The 24314-nt window shown below is 50.2% G+C and carries 21 protein-coding genes; 13 read left to right on the top strand and 8 right to left on the bottom strand.

Annotated features, from left to right (window positions below; genetic code table 11):
- Positions 1-244: 244 nt before the first annotated feature.
- The 6 genes from cysQ to eno all read left to right on the top strand — a co-directional run bounded on the left by cysQ (position 245) and on the right by eno (position 7571).
- Positions 245-1054 (top strand): 3'(2'),5'-bisphosphate nucleotidase CysQ, encoded by an 810-nt coding sequence (cysQ, locus tag DHN43_RS22135; RefSeq protein ID WP_108820077.1) that lies wholly within the window; start codon positions 245-247, stop codon positions 1052-1054.
- Between the two features lie 71 nt (positions 1055-1125).
- Entirely contained in the window at positions 1126-2034 is a 909-nt protein-coding gene (cysD, locus tag DHN43_RS22130) for a sulfate adenylyltransferase subunit CysD (RefSeq protein WP_057466276.1), read from the top strand.
- Positions 2035-3960 (top strand): sulfate adenylyltransferase subunit CysN, encoded by a 1926-nt coding sequence (cysN, locus tag DHN43_RS22125; RefSeq protein ID WP_108820076.1) that lies wholly within the window; start codon positions 2035-2037, stop codon positions 3958-3960. It begins immediately after the preceding gene.
- A gap of 215 nt (positions 3961-4175) precedes the next feature.
- Positions 4176-4766, top strand: a complete 591-nt coding sequence (locus DHN43_RS22120) for a hypothetical protein (RefSeq protein WP_108820075.1) — start codon at positions 4176-4178, stop codon at positions 4764-4766.
- Positions 4767-5257: 491 nt separating this feature from the next.
- Complete coding sequence (gene kdsA / locus DHN43_RS22115; RefSeq protein WP_108820074.1) at positions 5258-6106, top strand: 3-deoxy-8-phosphooctulonate synthase; 849 nt, start codon at positions 5258-5260, stop codon at positions 6104-6106.
- A 190-nt stretch (positions 6107-6296) separates the two neighbouring features.
- Positions 6297-7571 carry a phosphopyruvate hydratase gene (gene eno, locus DHN43_RS22110; RefSeq protein ID WP_057466281.1) on the top strand — a complete coding sequence of 425 codons (1275 nt, stop codon included), beginning with the start codon at positions 6297-6299 and terminating at the stop codon, positions 7569-7571.
- A gap of 481 nt (positions 7572-8052) precedes the next feature.
- On the opposite strand, the gene DHN43_RS22100 is transcribed toward eno, so the two are convergent.
- From DHN43_RS22100 to DHN43_RS22085, 4 genes are all read right to left on the bottom strand, one after another.
- Entirely contained in the window at positions 8053-8709 is a 657-nt protein-coding gene (locus DHN43_RS22100; RefSeq protein ID WP_108820072.1) for a DsbA family oxidoreductase, read from the bottom strand.
- A 105-nt stretch (positions 8710-8814) separates the two neighbouring features.
- Positions 8815-10056 (bottom strand): DNA-binding response regulator, encoded by a 1242-nt coding sequence (locus DHN43_RS22095; protein ID WP_108820071.1) that lies wholly within the window; start codon positions 10054-10056, stop codon positions 8815-8817.
- A gap of 8 nt (positions 10057-10064) precedes the next feature.
- Positions 10065-11738, bottom strand: a complete 1674-nt coding sequence (locus tag DHN43_RS22090) for a class I adenylate-forming enzyme family protein (RefSeq protein ID WP_108820070.1) — start codon at positions 11736-11738, stop codon at positions 10065-10067.
- Positions 11739-11854: 116 nt separating this feature from the next.
- Positions 11855-13717, bottom strand: coding sequence for an extracellular solute-binding protein (locus DHN43_RS22085; protein ID WP_108820069.1), 1863 nt, complete (start codon positions 13715-13717; stop codon positions 11855-11857).
- 300 nt (positions 13718-14017) lie between these two features.
- Between DHN43_RS22085 and DHN43_RS22080 the strand changes: the two genes are divergently transcribed.
- Positions 14018-14632 carry an invasion associated locus B family protein gene (locus DHN43_RS22080; RefSeq protein WP_057466286.1) on the top strand — a complete coding sequence of 205 codons (615 nt, stop codon included), beginning with the start codon at positions 14018-14020 and terminating at the stop codon, positions 14630-14632.
- 114 nt (positions 14633-14746) lie between these two features.
- Here the strand turns inward: DHN43_RS22080 and hspQ are convergent, their stop codons facing one another.
- The 3 genes from hspQ to DHN43_RS22065 form a co-directional block, all read right to left on the bottom strand.
- Positions 14747-15079, bottom strand: coding sequence for a heat shock protein HspQ (gene hspQ / locus DHN43_RS22075; RefSeq protein WP_057466287.1), 333 nt, complete (start codon positions 15077-15079; stop codon positions 14747-14749).
- A gap of 212 nt (positions 15080-15291) precedes the next feature.
- A complete protein-coding gene (locus DHN43_RS22070) occupies positions 15292-16329 on the bottom strand; it encodes an HpcH/HpaI aldolase/citrate lyase family protein (protein ID WP_108820068.1) in 1038 nt (345 codons plus the stop codon).
- A gap of 203 nt (positions 16330-16532) precedes the next feature.
- Complete coding sequence (locus DHN43_RS22065; RefSeq protein WP_063288783.1) at positions 16533-17426, bottom strand: lysophospholipid acyltransferase family protein; 894 nt, start codon at positions 17424-17426, stop codon at positions 16533-16535.
- A gap of 201 nt (positions 17427-17627) precedes the next feature.
- On the opposite strand from DHN43_RS22065, the gene DHN43_RS22060 reads away from it, so the two are divergent.
- Positions 17628-18578 carry an AEC family transporter gene (locus DHN43_RS22060; protein WP_108820067.1) on the top strand — a complete coding sequence of 317 codons (951 nt, stop codon included), beginning with the start codon at positions 17628-17630 and terminating at the stop codon, positions 18576-18578.
- Here DHN43_RS22060 and DHN43_RS22055 read toward each other — a convergent pair.
- A complete protein-coding gene (locus DHN43_RS22055) occupies positions 18575-19837 on the bottom strand; it encodes a UbiH/UbiF family hydroxylase (protein ID WP_208995566.1) in 1263 nt (420 codons plus the stop codon). The two genes, DHN43_RS22060 and DHN43_RS22055, sit on opposite strands and share 4 nt — an antisense overlap.
- Positions 19838-20108: 271 nt before the next feature.
- Between DHN43_RS22055 and DHN43_RS22050 the strand changes: the two genes are divergently transcribed.
- From DHN43_RS22050 to uraH, 5 genes are all read left to right on the top strand, one after another.
- Positions 20109-21014, top strand: coding sequence for a DUF2182 domain-containing protein (locus DHN43_RS22050; RefSeq protein ID WP_063311220.1), 906 nt, complete (start codon positions 20109-20111; stop codon positions 21012-21014).
- Positions 21015-21052: 38 nt separating this feature from the next.
- Positions 21053-21748, top strand: a complete 696-nt coding sequence (locus tag DHN43_RS22045) for a CDP-alcohol phosphatidyltransferase family protein (RefSeq protein ID WP_063288779.1) — start codon at positions 21053-21055, stop codon at positions 21746-21748.
- A 160-nt stretch (positions 21749-21908) separates the two neighbouring features.
- Entirely contained in the window at positions 21909-22886 is a 978-nt protein-coding gene (locus DHN43_RS22040; RefSeq protein WP_108820065.1) for a quinone oxidoreductase family protein, read from the top strand.
- A 26-nt stretch (positions 22887-22912) separates the two neighbouring features.
- The gene (locus tag DHN43_RS22035) at positions 22913-23842 is read left to right on the top strand and encodes a LysR family transcriptional regulator (protein ID WP_108820064.1); all 930 of its coding nucleotides are present in this window, start codon (positions 22913-22915) and stop codon (positions 23840-23842) included.
- A gap of 116 nt (positions 23843-23958) precedes the next feature.
- Positions 23959-24312: a hydroxyisourate hydrolase gene (gene uraH / locus DHN43_RS22030; protein WP_108820063.1), complete on the top strand. Its 354-nt coding sequence runs from the start codon at positions 23959-23961 to the stop codon at positions 24310-24312.
- The last annotated feature ends 2 nt before the right edge of the window (positions 24313-24314 follow it).

The raw sequence follows: 24314 nt of genomic DNA, 5'->3' as shown, positions 1-24314 counted from the left end.
GTCAAGGAGATCGAAACAGTCATTTTCTTAGCACTTATCTGCAGCGAATTAGGCTCGTCAATGGTACCAAATGAATTTGTCCTAGGACATAATGCTTCGATTGCCCGAAATTTGAATTACTCATTCTTTAGAGATGTTCATTCGCAGTCAATTATCGCGAAATTGTGAAGCTCTCTTGTTTCTCCAGAACATGCTGTTCTAAAAGTTACTTCCGAATGAACAAGATGCAATCAGAGGTATAATTGTGATTGAAGGTTTTAAGCTTGCGGCATTGGAAGCCGGACAACGAATTCTGGGGATTTATGGAGAGGACGTTCAGTCAAAAAAAAAGGGAGACGGGTCACCGGTCACGGTTGCTGACCAGCAGGCGGAGGAGATAATTCTGAAACATCTAGCTGTTTTGTGTCCTCAGATACCAGTCATCGCTGAAGAATCTATGGAGGCCGGGGTCATGCCTGAAACAGGTTCTTGTTTCATTCTTGTTGACCCACTTGATGGTACGAAGGAATTCATCAACAGGAACGGAGAGTTCACTGTCAATATTGCTTTGATTGAGAACGGCAAACCGACAAAAGGAGTTATTTATGCCCCTGCAACTGGTGAGTTATTTTGGGGAGAAGATAACAAAGGTGCCTTTCGTGCTGATGCAAAGGGTCTTGAGTGGGGTGATGAATCTCAAATGAGTTGTAAGGCGGTTTCTGAGGAACTGTTAGTTCTGGCAAGTCGTTCGCATCGCTGTGAGAAAACCAATACCCTCATTTCAAAGCTAGAGAACTCTTCAATTATAGCCGCGGGTTCTTCTTTGAAATTTTGTCGTCTTGCGGAGGGTAAGGCAGATTTCTATCCACGCATGGGGCCAACGATGGAGTGGGACACAGCTGCTGGACAGGCAATTCTGTGTGCAGCTGGGGGAAGCGTTATAGTGGAAGGCGGAGAGCCACTTGAATATGGCAAGCTGGAAACGCCTCAAGGCAAGCCTTTCGCAAATCCTTGCTTCCTTGCGGTCGCAGACGAAAAAATTATTTCCCATTATGGCTTAAGGTCGGGTTGGTAAGCTTCGGCGCATCAATGCTCAACCGTTAAACTCTGGATCAAGACTTAACGACACGTCCTTTGGAGACCGTGATGGGCATTGATAGCCAGTCGCATTTGCGACGACTAGAAAACGAGAGCATTCATATTATTCGCGAGGTAGCGGCAGAGTTTGACAACCCTGTGATGCTTTACTCCATTGGTAAAGACAGCGCGGTGATGCTGCACCTTGCTCTTAAAGCCTTCTATCCTTCCAAGCCTCCATTTCCTCTACTGCACGTGGATACCACGTGGAAGTTTCAGGAGATGATCACTTTCCGTGATTACACGGTAGATAAGTATGGACTGGATCTGATCGTTCACACGAACGAAGAAGGCGTCAAAAACAACATTAATCCATTTGATCACGGCAGCTCCAATTATACGCACATCATGAAAACGGAAGCGCTGAAAGAAGCGCTTACGCAATACAAATTTGATGCAGCTTTCGGTGGTGCGCGGCGTGATGAAGAAAAATCGCGCGCAAAAGAACGCGTTTTTTCGTTCCGTTCTGCGAGCCATGGTTGGGATCCTAAGAACCAGCGCCCGGAACTGTGGTCACTTTATAACGGTCGGATTGCCAAAGGTGAATCTATTCGCGCATTCCCGCTCTCCAATTGGACTGAGCTGGACATCTGGCAGTACATTCTGGCTGAAGGCATCGAAATTGTACCTCTCTACTTCTCTGCCAAGCGACCCGTGGTTGAGCGGGATGGCACTTTATTGATGCTGGATGATGATCGCTTTCGTCTGGAACCAGGTGAGAAAGTTGAGCAACGGGATGTTCGTTTCAGAACTCTTGGATGTTATCCGCTGACAGGGGCTGTGGAATCCACTGCTGACACTCTTGAAGATATTGTGAGTGAGATGCTCATTGCACGCACATCTGAACGTAGTGGTCGCCTGATTGATCATGACAGCTCCGGCTCAATGGAAAAGAAGAAGCGTGAGGGGTATTTCTAAATGAACAAGATCGCGCCAGTGGCAGAAGCATTTGATCTGTCCACCTATATCAACTCACAAGAGTCCAAAAGTTTCCTGCGGTTTTTGACTTGCGGCAGTGTCGATGATGGAAAGTCCACGCTTATTGGTCGCTTGCTCTACGACACCAAGCTGATTTTTGAGGATCAGCTGGCAGCGCTTGAGAAAGATAGCCGCAAGCACGGAACTGTTGCAGATGAAATTGATCTTGCGTTGCTCGTTGATGGCCTTGAGGCTGAGCGGGAGCAGGGGATCACGATTGATGTTGCTTACCGCTTTTTCTCGACTGAAAAACGGAAGTTTATTGTTGCTGATACACCTGGGCATGAACAGTATACGCGGAACATGGCGACCGGGGCGTCAACGGCAGATCTTGCAATTTTGTTGGTTGATGCGCGCAATGGACTGCTAACGCAGACACGTCGTCATGCATTTATTGCATCTTTGTTGGGCGTGCGTCATGTGGTTCTGGCGGTCAACAAGATTGACCTTGTTGACTATGACCAAAAGCGGTTTGATGAAATCAAAGCGGACTTTGAGAGCTTCTCATCTGGTTTTGATTTTGACAGTAGCGAAGTCATTCCGCTTTCAGCGCGTTTTGGTGACAATGTAACCACCAATAGCGAGAAGCTCAGTTGGTTTACTGGTCCGACTTTGCTTGAACACCTTGAAAATGTTGAACTTGGTGAAGAGCACAGTGAAGCAGCGTTCCGTTTTCCAGTTCAGTGGGTGAACCGTCCAAATCTGGATTTTCGCGGATATAGCGGCACTGTTCGTGGCGGATCTGTTAATGTGGGTGATGAAGTTGTCGTTGCTCAATCTGGCAAAACCAGTCGCGTTGAAAAGATTGTCACCATGGATGGTGATCAGCTGCGAGCTGATGATGGTCAGTCGGTTACTCTGACCTTAGCCGATGAGATCGATATTTCTCGTGGCGATGTTCTGGCGCCAGCGCACTCACGACCTGATGTAAGTGACCAGTTTGCCGCTCATCTGATCTGGATGTCTGAAAATGCAATGTTGCCGGGGCGTCCCTACCTTTTGAAGTGTGGTACTAAAACCATCGGGGCAAGTGTTACTGAGATCAAACACAAGGTAGATGTGAACACGTTTGATCATCATGCGGCAAAGCAGCTGGCTCTTAATGAGATTGCATTTTGTAATTTGGCGCTTTCTGAAGCAATTGCGTTCGACCCATATGAAGCAAACCGGGATACTGGCAGCTTTATTCTCATCGACAGAATGACGAATGAGACTGTTGCTGCTGGTCTGATCTGGTTTGGATTGCGACGGGCAACTAACGTTCATCGCCAAGCCCTGGATGTGAACAAGAAAGCGCGTGGCGGTCTTAAAGGGCAGAAGCCTGCAGTTCTCTGGTTTACAGGGCTTTCAGGTTCAGGGAAGTCGACCATCGCGAATGCGGTGGAACAGAAGCTCCTGAGCCTTGGACGGCATACCTATCTGCTTGATGGCGATAATGTTCGTCATGGTCTGAATAAAGATCTTGGATTTACCGATGCTGATCGCGTTGAAAACATCCGCCGAGTTGCTGAGACATCAAGACTCTTTGTGGACGCAGGGTTGATCACGCTGGTTTCCTTTATCTCGCCATTTAAGGCTGAACGTCAGCTTGCTCGTGATTTGCTGAATACGGACGAGTTCTTTGAAATCTTTGTCGATACAACTCTAGAAGAGTGTGAAACACGTGACCCTAAGGGACTTTATGCCAAAGCCCGGAAAGGTGAGATTTCCAACTTTACCGGGATAGATAGTGCTTATGAAGCCCCTGAGGCTCCGGAACTGCATCTGAAAACTGCAGGGCGCACTGTTGAGGCTCTGGCTGATGAGATCGTCGACCGCCTGCTTAAAGATGGCTATATTGGCTCGGACAATACCTGGGTCATCTAAAGCACCAGTAAGTTTTTGGAATTTGAAGCCGGGGACGAGAGTTCCCGGTTTTTCAGTTTCAAGTGAGTGTTTTATCAGGCATGGTTTATGCTAATCTTTCCGAATTGCTCTAAGAATTTTTTACCAAGGTGAGACCTCGTAATTTTTCGCAGGGTCGATATCAGGTAGTTTCTCGCTGCGTTTGTGCTGTCATGGCAAAACAGTTGGAGGAATAAATGCCAAAGGCTCTCAAAAAATATAAGAATGTCAAAGAGTTCTTGAGCGGTGTGTCTGCTTTCCAGAAAGAAATGGAAAAGAAACATAAGCTCCCGGCTAAAGATGTCGCTAAATACGGCAAGTTGACGAATGATAAAGCGGCTGTCGAAAAGGCCTACATGAAACTCGTCGAGGATGAACCGAAGCTAAAGAAAATTACTGCTGATATTGAAACAGGTCAGAAAGCCCTCAAATCTCTTGCGAAAGCGCAGGACGACTATATCAAGGCACATAATTTGGTGGAGCAAATCACCAAGGGAATGAAAACTTTGGAAGCTGAAGCTGGTGGAGACAAGAAAAAGCTCATTGGCGTTGAAAAGTATCAAAAACTTCGCCAGCATTTAGATACTGCGAACAAAGGTTATGATGCCGCTGAGAAGAAGATTGCCCAGGTGACCGCGCTCCAAAAGCAAGTTGAGCGATTTCAGGATACCTATGAGAAAGAGCGAGACAAAATAGCAAAGAGTTATGGAGTTACCTTAACAACAGATGCGAAGAGTTTGATTGTTCTTATGGGGAAGACTGCCGAGATGTCTATGGTTATTGGATGACGCTGTTTTAGCCTGGTGGATGTTTCGCTTGGCTACATAGTTTCTGATGGTTCGCTTTTGTGTTGGCGCTGTTATGTTTCATTTAAGCTCAGTGTGGGCGGCAACGTATCGATTGGCCGGTTGCCACTCTCTTCAATTCAATATGAAGCATTAATGAGCTCATCAAAGAATGTGTTTTGAACCACAGGCTTTGGCTAGTGAAAAGGTCGCCATCCAAGTTGAGGCGTAGCACTCATCTACTCACAGATGAGATGCATTCTATGCAGTGCGTGCTGTTGTTAGAAATGCATTGGACCAAGCAAGGTGATGACTGCAGCTATCCCATGAAACTCAAGTTTTTTGGCGTTCACAGACTTGGAGGACTGGCTGTAAGATCTGCGTATGTCAAAGGTCTCTGTGGAGTGCATCGCATCGTTCCTGCTCTTGTAATTTGGAGCCAAAGCGCCTAATCAACTTTTGGATTATATTCACGCCTTTAAGGAGATCTCTTCGTGTCTCAACCAAATTCAGAAGTTTCAGTTGGAAACGCTGTCTTTTCAAATGATAAGCCGTTTTCTCTTATTGCTGGACCATGCCAGATGGAGAGCCGCGCACACGCCATGGAAATGGCTCAGGCTGTCAAAGAAATTGCAGAAGAGCTGAATATAGGTTTGGTTTTTAAAGCGAGCTACGACAAGGCAAACCGGACTAGTCTGTCTGCCAGCCGCGGTATGGGCATGGCCAAAGGTCTGGAGGTTTTTGCCGAAATCAAAGAAACCTACGGCTTGCCGGTGATTACCGATGTGCATGAGCCAAACCATTGTGCGCCAGTTAGTGAAGTTTGCGATATTTTGCAGATTCCAGCTTATCTGTGCCGCCAAACTGACCTTCTTGTTGCTGCTGCTAAAACCGGCAGAGCGCTGAATGTGAAGAAGGGGCAGTTTCTCGCGCCCTGGGACATGAAAAACGTCATGACCAAAGTGGTTGAGAGTGGCAACTCCAATGTGATGCTGTGCGAGCGTGGCGCAACATTCGGCTACAACACACTTGTTTCAGACATGCGCGCTCTGCCGATTATGGCGGACATGGGTGCTCCTGTGGTGTTTGATGCAACTCACTCTGTACAGCAGCCAGGCGGCCTTGGTGGCACATCTGGTGGGCAGCGCGAGTTTGTTGCAACACTGGCACGTGCTGCTGTTGCCGTTGGCATTGCAGGCCTGTTTGTGGAAACTCATGACGATCCTGACAACACCATGTCATCTGATGGTCCGAATATGATTCCTCTAAACCGACTCAAAGACTTGCTGCTGTGGCTGCAGGAGTTTGATCGGATCGCGAAAAACGGAAGTTTTACGCTTTAGATATTTCACGGCACCTAAGGAAAGTGACAAAATACTGCGTTTTTACGTAGAGGTGCGACAAAATACATTCGTTTATTCCCAAGGATTTACAGAAGGGTACGGTCTCTTCTCTTCCTTGGGGGCAGTACCTCGGGTAAAAGCTCTTAGAGCCAAAATTCCACACTCTACAAGTACATTGGAGTACTCTTAGATGACTGCTATCATCGACATTATTGGTCGCGAAATCCTTGACAGCCGCGGCAACCCAACTGTTGAAGTTGATGTGCTTTTGGAAGACGGCTCCTTCGGTCGGGCTGCAGTTCCGTCCGGCGCCTCCACTGGCGCATTTGAAGCTGTTGAACGCCGCGATGGCGGTGAGCGTTACCTTGGCAAGGGTGTTGAGGACGCTGTAGAAGCTGTAAACGGTGAGATCTTTGATGCTGTCGGCGGTATGGACGCTGAAGACCAGATCAAAGTTGACCGTGCTATGATCGAACTTGACGGTACCGAAAACAAAGGCCGTCTTGGTGCAAACGCTATTTTGGGCGTTTCTCTTGCTGTTGCGAAAGCTGCTGCTGAAGCGGCTGCGATGCCACTTTACCGCTATGTGGGCGGTTTTGGTGCACGCACGCTGCCAGTTCCGATGATGAACATCATCAACGGCGGTGAGCATGCTGACAATCCAATCGATTTCCAGGAATTCATGATCATGCCAGTGGGCGCAAGCTCTCTGCGTGAGTCTGTTCGTATGGGTTGTGAAATCTTCCATACGCTCAAGAAAGGTCTTTCCGCTGCTGGCCACAACACCAATGTGGGTGATGAAGGCGGTTTTGCTCCTGGTATCGGTTCTACTGATGAAGCGATCGGTTTCGTTCTGAACGCTATTGAGAAAGCTGGTTACACCCCTGGTGACGACGTGATGCTTGCATTTGATGCAGCTTCCACCGAGTTCTACAAGGATGGTAAATACAACCTGAAGGGCGAGGGCAAGATCCTTGGTTCTGATGAAATGGTTCGCTACCTTGAAGATCTGGTGAGCAAGTACCCAGTATTCTCCATCGAAGACGGTATGGCTGAAGAAGATTGGGATGGCTGGAAGTCTTTGACCCAAGCGATCGGCAATAAATGTCAGCTGGTAGGTGACGATCTGTTCGTGACCAACTCCGAGCGTCTTGCTCGCGGCATCAAAAACGACACTGCAAACTCCATCCTCGTGAAAGTGAACCAGATCGGTTCTCTGACTGAGACCATGGAAGCTGTCGATATGGCGCACCGTGCAAGCTACACTTCTGTCATGTCTCACCGTTCAGGTGAAACCGAAGACAACACCATTGCTGACCTGGCAGTTGCATTCAACTGTGGCCAGATCAAAACAGGTTCTTTGTCCCGTTCTGACCGTATGGCTAAGTACAACCAGCTTATCCGTATCGAAGAAGAACTGGGCCTCCAGGGCGTGTTTGCTGGTCGTTCTATCCTGCGCGGATAAGACCTTCAGCATTTGCTTGAAATTAAGAAAGCCGGTCCATTTGGGCCGGTTTTTTTGCTTTCTACATCCTGACGAAAATGCCGTACAAAAAGGTTCCGACTTTGAATATGAACCACCCTGCAAATAGATAACCCCACATATACGGGACGGCTAGGAAACCCCATGCCGCCATCAGACCGAGATCATACAAAGAGTGCCCAAGATCAATCCCATAAATGATGCAGGGGCTTATACCTTTCGATGAAAATGAACAGTCAGTGCTCGAACTAATCACGAAGAGCGCTGCAATACTTGCAAGCCAAATGGCAATGGGAGTTAGTAGCAGCGCGATGAAAGTCCTAAGGCTCATGCATGCAAGGTTATACCTGCAAGCAAAACAGAGCCACTATTGAAATCCAGCAGTTGAATATGTGGCTTTGTTGTTGCGCTTGGAATTTATCTTCAGAAGCTCGTTGAGCGCATAAAGACGCGGCTACTTCTTTTAATCGCCAGTTTTTGTTTCCTCGGCGTGGCGGATTGCTGCTGCGAGTGTTTCGGGGTTTTCTGCTCCTGCCACAGCAAAGCGGCCATCTATGATGAAGAAGGGAACTCCTGTTACGCCAATTTCATGAGCACGGACTACATCTGCTTCAACTTCTTTTACGTCCTGATCCGTGTTCAATAGATCAGAAACGAGCTTGCTGTTGAGGCCTGCGCGTTCGGCGGCGTTGGTCAGGACTTGCTTATCGGTCAGGTCAGCACCTTCTGTGAAATAAAGCTTGAACAGCTCTTCGACCATCGCGTCCTGCATGCCTTCAGAACGGGCCCAGCGGATCAACCGGTGGCTGTCGATTGTGTTAGGGGATTTCGTGATTGCCTCAAACTTGAAGTCAATTTCTTCTGCTGCACCGGCATTGCATACCTGCGCGTAGATCTCTTTTGCCCGTTCAGCTCCGCCAAACTTGTCTTCCAGATACTTTTTGCGATCCTTGCCTTCTTTTGGGAGGGTCGCATCAAGTTGGTAGGGGTGCCATTGAACTTTTACGGTGCTGTCTGGTAGCAGCATCAAGGCTTTCTCCAGTCGGCGTTTGCCGATGAAGCACCATGGGCACATGACATCGGAGATAACATCAATGACAATCGGGGCAGTAGTAGACATCTGTATTCTCAGTTATGGGTTTGTCGCGTTAGCTCTACAATCTATCAGGAATATCCGATAGTTTTCCATGAAAACTCTCACAGTTTCGTGAGGAGGTGGAAGAGCTTATCCGTTGCCCAAGCCTGTGGTGCGTACCATGACGAGCACGCGGTTGGAGAGCTGTTCCATGCCTTTTTTGCTGCGTAGAACGGCGACGGGTCCGCGACCTTCAATGTTAGCAACGAAGTCTTCATCACGGCAAACGGCCATGGCTATGGAAAGAACAGTTCCGCTCCAGTATATTTGATGCTGTGCGAATGCCTGGGGGTTGCTGCCAGTGAAACGTTCTATGAGTTCAAGAAGATTAAGTTCGTAGATGGACTCACCACGGCGTTTCGTAGATTCTTCCAGAAGTTTCAAGTAGTTGAGGTATTTTTGCTCGGAAAGGAAATCATCATTATCCTGACGTGCAAGCCATTGGCTGGAAACAGTCAGGATTGCATCGGTCAAACGCTGGCGTCTGCCTGCGCGCAAGGCGCTAATGATATGACCCGTGAGCGCTTTATCTGAGACCTCACCGAGCAGGACATCAGTTGCACCTGCTGAATAAAGAAGGTGTGCGGACTCCTCGTCAACGCTATGGGCAAGTATGGGTAAGTTGAAATAACGTGGGTCAGCTCGCAGGCGCTCAATCTCTTCGCAAGCTTGCCATGCGGGCATGTCGATCAAGACAGCTTCAAATCGGCGCGCTGTCAGATAATCCTCTGTCATATCGGAGGAGAAACCGCTGACGATTTCTACAGGCATATCCAACAGAGCTTGCGTGCGTCCAAAGTGCTTGCCAAACCCAGCAACGAGTAGTCCCGCAGATTTTAGCGGGCCAAATTCGATCTTATACTCTGGCAATGGACCAAATAGGCCACGGCGCAGGCGCGCTTCCTCAGCTCTGTTAGCAAGACGCCTCAAACCGGCAATGCGTGGCAGTAGAACATCTGGTGGTATTGCATCACTCACAGTTGCGCTTGGCTTTAAATCCAGCGGAACAGGCACACTGCCACTTGTAATAATAAGAAGTGGAACTTCGACACCGGGGCCTTTTCGGAATTGCCTAATGGTTTGCGTGAGTTCATCAAGCTCAGGAGGGTTATCTTCCTGCCATGGCAAAAGAATGCATATGGGAAGAACGTTTGCACCCTGAAGCTCGTCGATGAGCTGCGCGCTGGTTCGAACTGCGACCAGACGATCGGATAGCACGGTCAAAGGCTCCAACATATCAAAGACATGATTTTGCACCGGTGCGATCAGCAGGATTTTGCCCCAACTGGAATCGTGCGTTTCAGTCTCTAATGGTTGGCTATGATCGGCCATTCATCCTCTCAGGCAACCGCTTCCACCGGTTTTGGCTGGGAGCGTCTGGTCAATTTCTGTCGGTCTACAGTGCCATCTTCTGTCATTGGCAATGCGCGAAGTGACAGAATTCTATGTGGCATCATTGTCAGGCTGACGCGTGATGCGTCGAGGTAGGCGTAAAAGGCCTCCACATCAACGAGAAGACCTTCTGACGGTACCACCGCGACCATAAGGCGTGCACCCATTAATTCATCTTCTACCAGAAAAGCAGCCGCTTCTTTTACCCCCGAGAATTCACTGTATATTTCGTCGAGACGTTCCAGCTCCAGCAAACCGGGCGCTTTTTGACCGGGCGTTCCAAAGCCATGAATTGCTCCAGTAACGTCATGTACGCCAACAGGGATTTGAGTAATCAGCCCATGTTCATTTTGCTCGTTGCTGAAGAATGTTAGATGAGATTCGTTGGTCGGCCAATCTGCATCCGGGACCATCGCACCCTTGAGTTTGAGGTGGTATCCGGGCGCTGTTGTCGAAACTCCCTGTGAATTTTCCTCATTTATTTCAACGGGATCAATATTAATAAGGCACGGGCCGTGGGTGGATGTGCTTGGGGCAAACTGGTTGCCCGGAATGAGGGGGACAGGCTCCTCAGAGGTTCCTCGCAAATGTGCCACCAGTGCATATTCATCCAACACATGGAGGTCTGTTACGATGCCTTTGGCTTTGTATTTGGCAGGCGTTGGTGAGGTGATTGCCCATGTGGCAACGGTGTTTGTTTTCCAGCCTTCCAAGGCCCCATCGATGTGAGACGCAAGCGGTCCAGGGGTTAAAATATAATTTGCCTCAATGGAGCGTGCGTGATCCGTTAATGTGGATAAAGCATGTGGATGGTGGAGATGCAGCGTCCCTTCGCTCAGTAGCCAAGGGACCAAACCGGCGCCAATTCCGGTAATTCCGCACAAAATATACGGCAGCAAAATCCGTGCACCTGGCTCCAGTCTTGTCTCAAGAAACGGCATGAGGCCTGTGGAGACCCAGTGGTTATGACTGCGTGGGATTGGGCTGATTTCAGATCCAGAGTGAACCCAGGTGAGTGTGGCGACGTGATTGGCAGGTGCGCCGTCCCGTTCTACCACCGGCTCCGGGAAGGAATCCCCGCTCTCAGCCAGCATAGGTGCCATATCGATGAGGCCGTCGGGAATGTCGCTGCCAAGGCCAAAAACGAAACGCAGAGAGAAAAAGTCAGCGGCAGCGTCGCGCGCTTCTTCGCCGAGCATGCGGGTCTCAACGCGATCTGCTGTGATCAGTGCTTTGGCATCTACTGTGCTGAGTGCGCGTAAAATCTCAGAGTGGCGCCAGTGCAGCGGGAAGGGGGAAACAATCAGGCCAGCGCGCAGAGCTCCAAGAATGCAAAGAACATTATCGACTGTATTGGGAGATTGCAGGCCCAGAATGTGATCGGGCTCCATCCCTACAGCTGCGAAGAAGCCAGCAATTCTGCTGATTTCCTGCTCTGCTTCGGCATAGGTCAGGTGGCGTGGCTTGCCGCCGGTCCATGTTTCTCTGTCGGGTGCATCGACCAATGCCAAGCGGTTTGGATGTTTTTGCGCAGCACGCCGGAACAGCATATCAAGAGTGATATTGCCCCAAACTCCAGTTGTGCTGTGGTTTGCAATGGCATCGGTATTTGACAGTATCATTTAAGGTAAGTCCGCTAAGCGACTGAGAAATTAGAGATTCGACAAGTTGGTTAATAGACACTTTTGTTGAGTAGGCTGCCTTCATCAAGAACGCAGCCTAATTTTTATGTGTTTATCTACTCTTTAGGTGCATCCCACCAGTTATCGAACTGCATGCCGTAAAGCGGTGATTTGGCTGGATGCTCAACGGTTGTCCATCGTGCAACCCACTCAGCAGGGGCGTGATAGAGTGGAATTGCGTAAAAGCCCGAGATCAGAACACGGTCGAATGCGCGGACTGCGGCTACAAACTCCTCACGGGTACGGGCCGCGACCATGGCATCGATCAATGCATCGATTACAGGTTCTTTTGCGCCAACGATGTTTCTGGAGCTCTTGGTGTCTGCTGCCTGAGATGACCAGCGCGCATATTGCTCACCACCGGGAGAAAGGGAAGCAAACCAAGTGTTGAAGAGGGCATCAAACCCAAAAGAAGCGCGGCGTTCTTCGAACTGGGCGGCGTCGACGGTTCGCACTGAGATTTCGATACCCAGAAGTTTGGCTGTGCGCTGCAATGCAAGCGCGACTTTCTCTTCGTCCTGAACGCGAACAAGAATTTCAAAGTTGAGCTGCTCGCCGGATTTTGTGTTGATCAGTTTGCCTTGATCAAGTTTGTACCCTGCCTGTTTGAAAAGGCTCAGTGCGTCGCGTAATACCTTGCGGTCACGCCCTGACCCATCAGCCTCGGATGGGCGCCATGTTCCTGCCAGAACCTCGTCTGTGACCACATTCGGGTATGGTTCAAGAAGTTTCTTTTCCAACTCGTTCGCCGGGCGCCCAATGGAGGACAGTTCAGAGTTGTCCCAATATCCGTCTGTACGTTTGTACAGTCCGTTGAAGAGGGTTCTGTTGATCCATTGGAAGTCTAACAGCATGCCAAGAGCTTGGCGGACGCGTTTGTCAGAGAACTGGGGGTGACGGGTGTTGAACGCAATGCCGGTCATGCTCGGTGGCGTGCCACGTTCAAATACGTCTTTGACAACCTTGCCTTCTTCAAATGCAGGAAAGTCACCCGCATTCTCCCAAAGGCTTGGATTGCCATAAATGAGCGCTTCTGTGTCACCTTTGCGGAATGCTTCCTGCAAGGCGTTATAATCTCTGAAGTAATCAACGGTCACTTCATTGAAGTTATCGAAGCCGATTTTCTGTGGCAGATCTTTTGCCCAATAATCGTCGCGGCGTGTGTAGGTGGTGCGTCTACCTGGGTCGATTTCAGAGAAAATGTAAGGGCCGGTTCCGATTGGTGGTGTCAGCGTGGTGTTGCCGAACGTTTCGGGATCAGTTGTGCGGCTGTTGAAAATAGGGGCCAGAGCAATGAGCAGTGGAAGCTCGCGGTCGCTGCCATCTTTAAAATGCAGTTTTACAGAATGTGCCCCCGTTTTTTCGAACTTGACGACTTTGCCATACCAACGCGCATAAGGCGGGCGGCCATGATCGCGGATGGTTTCAAGAGAAAAGATAATATCTTCAACGGTTAACGGGTCACCGTTGGAGAATTTTGCTGCAGGGTTCAGGCGAAATTCGATCCAGTTTCGCTCGTCTGGCATGCGCACAGCTTCAGCAAGGTGTGCATATAATGTGAATGCTTCGTCATTGGTGCGAAGAAGGAGGCTCTCCAGAATGAAAGAACCCATCTGACGTTCCTTCATGCCGCGTGCGGATGTCCATGCCCCTTTGAGAGCAAAGGAATTAAGACTATCAAATGTACCTTGAACGCCGAGAGAAAGACGACCGCCTTTAGGAGCTTCCGGGTTTGCATAGGGCAGGTGAGTATAATCTGCTGGCAGCGCAGGTTTCCCATGCATTGCAATGCCATGGCTCCAAGGAACGGTATCCTGAGCCAGTGCAGTTGAACAAGCTAATGTTGCCATACCGGAAATGACAACAAGCCCTTTCGTAAAATTGTTTATTCCATTCACATAGGATCGGAATTTAGTCATTAGAATTTCTCCTAGGGCGTCCGCAGAAACTAGCAATAATACGATTCTGAGGAAATTTCAGCCTACGAGGCTTTGGAAAAGGACAGTAACCACCCCAATCTATAGGTGGAAAAATGGTTCCGAGGCGTTTAAAGAGTACATAAGTAGCATTTAACAGAAGCGTTGCCTTTTTTTCAGCTCTGTTCTGAGTATGCTTGGCGCCGAACAAGCAGTCAAAACACTGTTGAACTTAAAAAATGGTTGCTGCGTAATTGCCGGAGGCATCGTTTTGCACCGGATCAAACTTTGAGGAAATTTGGGATGGCCGTTAATTTTAAGGGCGTTCTGACTGGTGGGATTATTGCAGCAATGGCCGCTGTTGGCTTTGCAGGCACCAGTGTTGCACAGAATGCACAGGCAGACGATGCTTGGGTGAAAGTTTGTAACACTGATCCTAAATCCAAGAAAGAATTTTGCCTTATCACACAAGAACTGCGCACGGACACAGGCCAGTTCCTAGCTCAAGCTGTTGTGCGTGAAGTGACCGGCGAAAGCCGCAAGTTGCTGCACCTTGCTGTTCCTCCAGGAATGCTGATTCAGCCTGGTCTTCGTGTACAGGTTGATGGTGGCAAACAGTCTGAAGCTAAATATACAATTTGTTTTCCAAACGCTTGTATTGCCGAGATGGTTATTGATGACACCTTCATCGGTGGCCTGAAAAAAGGTGGCAAGCTGATCATTACTACGTTGAACCAGCAGGGTAAGGCACGTCCATTCGACCTTACTTTGAAAGGGTTCACCCGTATTTATGATGGTGAAGCTATTAAGCCTGAAGAACTCCAGGCAAAGCAGGAGCGCCTGCAGTCTGAACTTCAGAAACGTGCTGAAGCCGCTCGTCAGAAGCTGATTGAGCAGCAGCGACAAGCAAACCAGTAATTTGGTTTTCGCTTTAAGAATTAAAAAACCCGAAGGAGTTTTCCTTCGGGTTTTTTATTGATCTGATGATTTTAAAAAGATGCGGTTTCCATGAAGAGAATTCAGGAACCGGCTTTAATGAATTTCCACATCCTTGACGATGTAGTCTCCATCGGTGGTCTCATCAAAAAACTCATCGACCTGCGGGTGTCTCACAGGTTCGCCACTGTCGTCTTTTTCCAGATTCTGCTCCGAGACATAAGCAATGTATTCACTCTCAGCGTTTTCAGCGAGAAGGTGATAAAAAGGCTGGTCCTTGCTTGGGCGTGCTTCTTCGGGAATTGACTCCCACCACTCTTCTGTATTGTCGAATGTGGGATCAACGTCGAAGACTATGCCACGGAACGGGTACAGGCGGTGACGTACGACCTGTCCAATTCTGAATTTCGCGGTTCTAATTGTCTCCATAATCCACCAAGCTTTCGAAGATACTGTATCTTGTCAGGGCGCCTTAAAGGTCATGCCATGCTCTTATTGTCAAGCTATATAGCGCAGCAAAGAGGCGAGAGGCAGCACAAACCGATCAAAATGTGACGTTTGGGGATGAATAGCTCCTCACATTTCATTGATATGCACATCCGCAGGGTTGAAGAGTGGCGCCGACCACTCTTCAGGATTGATTATTGGAAAGATTCTGCCAAATCCGGGTCTTTGGAGATGACCAGATCAGCTAGGTCACAGATCACCTTTGCCTGTTTCCAGGTTGCATCATCCTGCATTTTCCCATCCAGCATGACTGCGCCGGTTCCATCCGGCATTGCTTCCAGAATCCTGCGAGCAAATTTCACTTCATCTGGCTCTGGTGAGAAGACTGATTTTGCAATGCCAATCTGGCTTGGGTGCAATGTCCAGGTTCCAAGACAGCCCATGAGGAATGAGTTGCGGAACTGGGCTTCACATGCGGCTGGGTCGCTGAAATCTCCGAAAGGTCCGTAGAAGGGTTTAATGCCTGCAGCAAGGCATGCATCTACCATTTTGGCTACAGTATAGTGCCATAAGTCTTGCTGGTAGCGTGCGCGCGGTGCGTCACCGTCGGCATCTGCAAGTACCTGATAGTCAGGATGACCGCCGCCAACGCGAGTTGTCTTCATGCCGCGGGAGGCCGCGAGATCTGCTGGGCCGAGGCTCATGCCATGCATGCGCGGGCTGGCGGTGGCGATGGCTTCTACGTTGTTGACGCCTTCAGCCGTTTCCAAAATGGCGTGGATCTGGATCGGTTTTGTCACACCTGCCTTGGCTTCGAGCTGAGCGAGCAGCTGATCCAGATAGTGAATGTCCCATGGGCCATTCACTTTTGGCAGCATAATCACATCAAGCTTGTCACCGCAGCGGGTCACGATTTCGGTAATATCATCTAGAACCCATGGGCTTTCCAACGAGTTGATACGCGTCCAGAGCTTTGTGGTGCCAAAGTCATTGTCATTGGCCATCTGGATGAAGCCTTCGCGGGCATTGAGCTTTTCGTCCGCTGGGATCGCGTCTTCCAGATTGCCGAGAATTACGTCCACTTGAGAGATCATCTGCGGGATCTTTGCACGCATCTTTTCGATATGCGGCGGCACGAAGTGGATCATGCGCTCCAGTGCGACAGGCGGCTCAGCAAACGGTGTTGGGGCACCAATGGCCAGAGGCTTATAATAGGAACGATAGGTTTTCATCTGGCTAGCTCCCTCCCGAGCCGAAATTGAAATTCAAAGGGGAGTATACAGAATATTGTGCGGTGCAAAATCAGCTCTTTGGGCTAAGTCCTGAAGCGGTCAGTCTTTCGTTAGAACTGATTGTAGGGCTTTAGCTTTTGCCGGAGCGTGTCTTAAACTTAAACCAGCTCCGGCATTTGAGAGATACACCGTGGGGGAGCGGGCTAAATCCACTTCTTCATGATCCACATCCATTGGGATGGTTCTTCGCGGATCCATTCTTCGAACTGATCGTGCACTGCCTGTGTCGTGGTGATGGCATCCTGTACACGGTCTTTGGTGCGAGCAACTGGGATTTCTTTGGCAATGATGTCGAAGCGGGAGCCTTTTTTGCGGCGAGCAACCACAGCGATGAGACGCTTGTTCATGGTGCGGGCGAGCGCAGCTGGAATGTGCGTTGCTGCTGACGGTTGCTTGAAGAACTCAATTTTGACACCGCGATGGTCACGTACGTCTGCGACGAAGGCAACAGAACCCTTTTTACGCAGGATTGAAATGATCTTTGTGCCGGTGTCGTGGCCTTTGCAAAACAGGCCAAGCTTATAGAGGAAATTACGTTTTTCGACCAAATACCCTTCAGAGTAAGGGTTCTTCAGTTTTTGATAGACACCAGCGAGCGGAAGACCAAGTTCCTCGGCTTTGTCGGAGACAACCTCCCAGTTGCCGGAGTGCATGGTTACAAGAACGGCGCCTTCACCAACCGAGGGTTCAAAGACCTCTGGATTTACGTAGGTGACGCGGCTCGGATCCTTGTGGATTTTGGAAAGTAAAACGGTTTCAGCAGAGACTCGACCAAGGTTTTCCCACATATCCCTGATAATTTTATCCGCTTCATTGAGCGTCATTTCCGGATAGGCGGCCATGATGTGCGCTTTGGCACGGGCATGCCTATGGGTCATGGGGGCGATCAGACGCCACATGTTTCCCATGAAAGCGGAGGACCAATCCAGCGGCATAGAGCGCAGAATTCCGCCGATAAATCTTAGAGCCAGCCATTCAGCACGAAAGCTGAGCTTCTCGCGACGTGTCAGTGGGCGACGGGATTTTTTAGCTTTCATTTTGGCCTTTGGGCGGATGGAGCTTTCCAGTTCCGTTTACTCGCATACTATAGTGTCGTAGTTGCCGGTATGCCAACCTCTGTAGAATGGCTATATACGCTCAACTCGGACATGGTGATTAGCCAATCAGCATTTCAAAAGCAACTCATTCTCCAGTTGGATGCGGAGAACACTAAAAAATTGCATGGGGAAATGGTTTAGATGCTCAATGTTGTTAATTTGGCAATGCCATTTTTCTTGCTCATCTTCCTAGGGTTTGTTTCTGGTCGCGGTGCGAAACTCTCACGAGAGGGTTTGTCATGGATGAACTTTTTCGTGATCTATCTGGCTCTGCCTGCGCTGTTCTTTCAGTTGCTCTCTGAAACGCCGCTGGAAGAACTTGCCACTTTTGACTTTGTCGCTGCGACCACATTTTCCACCTTCGCAATGTTTGTGCTGGCTTATGCTTTTGCGCGCTTCATATTGCGCGGCAGTATCGGTGAGGCGACTGTGCAGGCACTGGTTGGTTCCTATTCCAACATTGGTTACATGGGGCCGGGCGTTACGCTTGCTGTTCTTGGGGCAGGGGCGGCGGTGCCGACGGCTTTGATCCTGTGTTTTGATACAATCTTGTTGTTCATTCTCGTTCCCATGATGATGTCGATTGGTGGGGCACGGAACATTAAGTTTGGGCCATTGGCCTTTGAGATTTTCAAGAAGATCATCACTCACCCGTTTATTCTTGCGGTGTTTGCGGGAATTCTGGCTGCTGCAATTGAGTTCAAGCCACCTGTTGCACTCGATCAGACCATCTCGTTTTTACGACAAGCTGCGGCACCTTGTGCATTGTTTGCCATGGGGGTGACGATTGCCTTGCAGCCAAGCCGGAGAACGGCGAAGGAACTGCCGGTCCTGTTGCTTATCAAGCTGGTGGTGCACCCAATCCTTGCATTTGTGCTGCTGGAGTGGATTGGTGGCTTTGACAGTCTGTGGGTCTCAACAGCTGTTCTCATGGCGGCGTTGCCGCCGGCTGCGAATGTTTATGTGCTAGCTCAGCACTACTCGAGCTATGTCGAGCGCGCGTCTACAGCCGTGCTTTATGGGACGTTGGCCTCTGTTATTACGTTGCCAACGCTCATTTATCTCATTCAATCTGGAATACTGGTGCCTTAATCGTTTTGCGCGCGCATCAGTGTTGGCAGGCTCCAGGATGGAGCGATGCCTTCACGCATCAGCAGACGACGTACAAGTGGGATTCTGGAGGCTGTGTAGAGCCCCAGAGAACGCAGCATCTGAACAGGTAAGGCATCCGTCAGCAAAGATCTGTTGAGCAGGTCTACGGCCGTTGTGCGGCTGATCACGTCTGCCTTGCGGCTGCGGTCATACTTCTGCAGCAACTCAGCCGAACCCATATCTGCCTTGGTGTGCTTTGCGTTGGCCAGCAGTTCTGTCGCAACGGCTACATCGCGCAGAGACAGATTGAGACCCTGGGCTCCGATTGGCGGGAAGGCGTGGGCTGCTTCGCCCATAAGCAGTGAGCGATTGCCACTCATGTGAACGGCTGTCAGGCCGGAGAGTGGGTAGACCTGCCTTGGGCTTGCTAGTTTAAGTGAACCCAGAACGAACTTGCTGAGTTTTTCCAGTTCGGCTTCGAGAGCTTCGTCCTTATAATTGTTCAGCTCTTCGGCGCGTTCTGGCGTTTCCACATAAACAAGGGAAGAGGTCTTACCTGGCAGCGGGACCATGGTGAATGGGCCAGTGTTGCGGTGGAACTCGGTAGAGATGTTGTAATGCGGCAGGTCATGCTTGAGATTGAGAACGAGCGCTGCTTGCGGGTACTTCCAGTTCTTTGTCTCAATGCCAGCGGAGCGGCGTACCACAGAATTTCGTCCATCTGCGCCGATGACGACATGACAGCTGATGTCTGGCGTATTGCTCAGTTCAATGGTGGCTTTGTGGTCATTACTGGAGACGTTTTTGATTGTGTCTTCGACAAGCTCAATGAGCTCGTTGTTGTTCACAAGATCAAACAGCACCCGGTTCAAGTCCTTGTTGAGGATGTTGTAACCGAAGGCAGGCAGGTCCAGTTCCGAGGCGGAAAATGTGGTTTCTGGTGCGCGCAAAAGGCGATCTGTGCCGTCGATCAAGCGCATCTTTTCCAGCGGTGTAAACGCTGAACGCAAGTCTTTCCAGATGCCGATATTATCGAGAAACTGGCGGGAGGCATCCATCAGGGCGGTGGTACGGGCATCATTGAGGTTGACTGGTGGGCCGATCAGCACAGTTTCCAGTCCATTGCTGGCAAGGGCAAGGGCGGCGATCATGCCAGCCGGGCCAGTGCCGATTACAGCGCAATCGTAGCTCTTTTCCTGCGACGGCGTGAGGTCGTTGTTTTTGCCTTTGGTGCTGTCTGCTGCAAGATTGGCTGCCATTTTTTCGTTCCGCATTTTGTTTGCGTTCTATTACCCAAGTATCTAGGGGATAAAACCTATCGGTTTCAAGGTGCCGCACGCGGATAGTCCCCTAGTGAAAGCGGAGAGGTCTCGTTGCGCCAGCTTCATCATGTCGCAGGTTCCAGTTTAGATTTGAACTAAATCAATGTCGCATTGGGACTATTACTGGTCTATTAGAGAAGCTGCATAAATTGCGCCGGTTCCGGAACCCCAGAGTTTCGGCCTGTCCTGATTGATTTTGAGGTTGGTTATGTCAGTTACCAGTCCGAAGACGGATTTACAGTTGTCCTATCGGCTCCCGTACATTGTGCTGGGTGGTGCTGTGGTTTTGGGCTGGGTTTATCTGGCGGCCATGGTTATCGACATGATCTCTCGCATGGATATGGGCGAGATGGGCCCAGGCATGGAGCTGTTCAATCAGTTCAACATGTTCCAAGGCCTGCCGGAACATGTGCGTGTTCAGCTAGCCTCGCTGTGTTTGCCATTGGCTCAGGAAGCGTTTGGGATGCCAGCGCTGGTGAATATGGGCCTTTACGACTATTTTCTGTTGTTTGTGATGTGGTTCATGATGGTGCTCGCCATGATGTTGCCGACTGCCATGCCCATGCTACAGACCTATCATGAAGCGCGTGGTGGCAAGGCTATTTATGTGGTGGCTGGCGGGTATCTGGCTATCTGGGTTGCGTTTTCCGTTGTCGCGACTGTTGCTCAGGGCGTGCTGCATGAGCTGGGTGTGATGAGCCCGATGATGATGCCGGTGTTTTCTACACTGACGATTACAACTGTCATTGCAGCCGCGATCTATCAGTTTACGCCTGCCAAGCAGGCTTGTCTTGACCGGTGCCGGACGCCCAATGTTGCATTGGCTCTGCATTCTGGTGAGCAAAAGCAAAGTGCCTTCCAGTTTGGAATCGAGCAAGGTTTGTACTGTTTGGGGTGCTGTTGGGCACTCATGGTGCTTATGTTTGCAGTGGGAATCATGAATATTATTTGGATCGCGCTGCTTGGTCTCATAATGACACTTGAAAAAAAGAGCAAAACACCGTTTACAAGCTATGGAATAGGTATCGCACTTCTGCTATGGGGCGGTGCAAACATCTATTTCGCTCGGGCGGACTTACCTCTTATTGAAGTTTTGGGCGATAGATTGTTCTAAGTGGTACCTTCACTTAAAGAATAACAAAGGACCCAAAGTTGACCGGTCAGACCAACTCCCGGCTGTTCCTCATTCACATCCTCACCGCATTGGGGGCCCCCATTGCGTTGCTTGCGCTTGTCGCTGGAGCGAACGGCAATCTGCCTATGATGTTTTTCTGGCTCTGGGTGGCACTTGTTGTCGACGGGCTGGATGGTCCTTTAGCACGTAAATATGACATTCAGAATCGCCTGCCGCGCTGGAGCGGCGTTATTCTGGATTTAGTGATTGATTACGCGACCTACGTTTTCCTGCCTGCTTTCGCGCTATACCAAAGCGGCCTTCTCTCAGAGTTCTGGGGACTTTTGTCTGGTGCTGTCATTGTGTTTACCGGCGCGATCTACTTCGCTGACGGCAACATGAAGACAGAAAGCGGTGGCTTCCTTGGCTTCCCTGGTGTCTGGAATATGGTGATTGTTGTGCTGGTTGCACTGCAGTCTCCGCCATGGATCATCATCGGCATGGTGGTGCTGTGTTCTGTGCTGACGTTTGCTCCTGTCGAGTTCGTCCACCCGGTGCGCACTGTCAAGTGGCGTCCGCTGACCCTGGGCATTCTCATCGTGTGGAGTGCTGCACTTGCGGTTGCCCTTTATCAGGATTTTATTATCGATAGCTGGTTGTTTGCGCTGATCACGGCAACGAGCCTTTATCTGTTTTGCGTTGGGGCTGTTCACCAGCTGTTTCGCAAGATGTGATTCTCGACAAATGAGTTTTTTAGAAGCCCGGCCAATTGGTCGGGCTTTTTGCTTTGATGCTTGCATTTCTCAGGGTGGAGCATGGTTTTCCCAAAGGTGCTTGCAAGTTAGCGGCATTCTGTCCAAACTCCGCCTCCAGCTTTTGTAAGGGAAAATCCATATGGTCTTTGCTGTTCGCGTTGAAAAAACTGGTGATCCGTCCGTTCTGACACACGTGGATGTGGACCTGCCTGATCCGGGGCATGGTGAAGTTCGGATCAGGCACACTGCGATCGGGCTCAACTTTATTGATACCTATTTTCGCTCTGGTCTTTATCCGGCACCAAATGGCGTCCCGTTTATTCCTGGCAATGAGGGGGCAGGGATTGTTGTTGCGCTTGGGCAAGGCGTGACCGGGCTCGCTCTTGGGGACCGTGTGGCATATGCAGGACCGCTGGGGGCTTACAGTGAAGAGCGTAATATTCCCGCCAGCGTGCTTGTGAAGATCCCTGAAGGTGTGAGTAATGAGCAAGCGGCGGCTTTAATGTTGAAAGGCATGACCGCACGCTACCTGCTGCGCGAGACCTACAACGTGGGAGCGGATACGACTTTGCTTTACCACGCAGCGGCTGGCGGTGTCGGGCTTATCGTTGGTCAATGGGCGTCGGCCCTTGGTGCAAGGGTGATCGGGACAGTCAGCTCGGAAGAAAAAGCCCGGCTGGCTCAGGCCAATGGTTATGAATATGTGATCAATTACAAGAGCGAGGACTGGGTAGCGCGGGTGCGTCAGATCACCGATGGGCGCGGCTGTGATGTGGTTTATGACAGTGTGGGCAAGGATACATATCCTGCATCGCTGGATTGCCTTCGTCCACGTGGGCTTTGGTGTTCCTTTGGTCAATCGTCCGGGCCGCTCCCTGAGTTCAACATGGCCATCCTGTCTCAGAAAGGCTCATTGTTTGCGACGCGACCGACGCTGTTCAATTACATTGCTGAGCGTTGGGAGCTGGAAGAGACCGCTGGGGACCTGTTTGCTGCTGTGGCTGACGGGACAATTAATATTCAGATCAACCAGCGTTACAGCCTGAAGGACATTGCGCAGGCGCACTGCGATCTGGAAGGGCGTAAAACCACCGGTGCAACAGTGATTATTCCCTAAATACGTTTGAGGGATTGGGAGGATTGATGGATCGGTCGCGGTATCTTTACGGCCCAGCGCTTCGCTATTTCGCAGCGGCTGCGGAAGAGAACTCCATTCGGGCGGCGGCGCGCAAACTCAATGTGGCGTCCTCTGCGGTGAACCGGCAAATTCTTACGCTGGAAAAGCAGCTTGGAATGGAGCTGTTTGAGCGAGTTGGCCGCACGATCCGTCTGTCTTCTGCAGGGGAAATTCTGCTGGCACATATTCGGCGGACGCTATCCGATCTGGAAGCGACCGGTGCGGAGCTGGATGCGCTAAAAGGTCTTCGTCGTGGTGTGGTTTCGATTGCAACGGTTGAGAGTGTGACCGAAGCGCTGTTGCCTGAGGTGATTGCGCAGTTCCACAAGGATTACAGCGGCATTCATGTGGATGTACAGGTGATGGGGGCTGAGCGGGTTGCGCAGGCCGTTGAGAAGGCAGAGGTGGATGTAGGGTTCACATTTGAACCACCGGATACCGATGCGCTTAACATCACCTACAAGAAGGCATTGGAGATTGGGGCAATCATGGCTCCGACGCATCCGCTGGCAGGAGAGACGCAACTTAGTCTTGCACAGTGCTTTGAGTATCCGGTTGCCATGCCAGCGTGCGGGATCTCCATTCGTGCCCGGCTGGATGTGGCGCTTTCTCACAGTTCTATTGGTGGGCACAGCAGTGTGGAGGCCAATTCTCTTCGCTTTATGAAACATCTGGTGCGCTCTGGTGAGATGGTGGCGTTTCAGACGGTCATTGGTTTGGAAGAAGAATTGGCGAGCAAACGGCTGCTTTTCAAACCGCTTGTTGATGAACAGCTGACACGCGGCCATTTTTGCGTCATCACCTCGTCGTTGCGTGGGCTTGCACTGGCGCCAGCGATTTTTCTTGAGCAAGCAGAGGCAAGATTGGAGAAGATTTTGCCTAAAGTTGATGCCTAAATGGCATCATGTATGACACTTTTTTGTTCTTTTGTTATCATAAATAGTCGTGCACTCTGTAGTTTCACTTAGATTCTGGCATCTATTGCAGTTGCCATTTGAAAGACGAGGCAACTATGGGGCGATTGACCACCCACGTTTTGGACAGTGCTCAAGGAAAACCTGCAGCAGGGCTGCGGGTTGAGCTGGTTCGTATCGATGGGGACAGCTTCTCCAAAATCGATGTGTTTTCGACCAACAATGACGGGCGTGTGGATGGGCCGTTGCTGGAAGGTGAGAGCCTGACCGCAGGCACCTATGAACTGCAGTTCCATGCTGGTGACTATTTGCGAGCTGAGGGTATTTCTCTTCCAGAGCCTGCGTTTCTTGATGTGGTGCCGATCCGCTTTGGTATTGCGGATGTGAGCAGCCACTATCATGTGCCGCTGCTGCTTTCTCCCTTTGGTTACACCACCTACAGGGGGAGCTGATT

Origin of the sequence: Pseudovibrio sp. Alg231-02, assembly GCF_900143565.1 — a bacterium.
Classification (GTDB): Bacteria; Pseudomonadota; Alphaproteobacteria; order Rhizobiales; family Stappiaceae; genus Pseudovibrio.
Note: the sequence above shows the minus strand (reverse complement) of the source record. Positions and strands in the feature narration are given on the sequence as shown.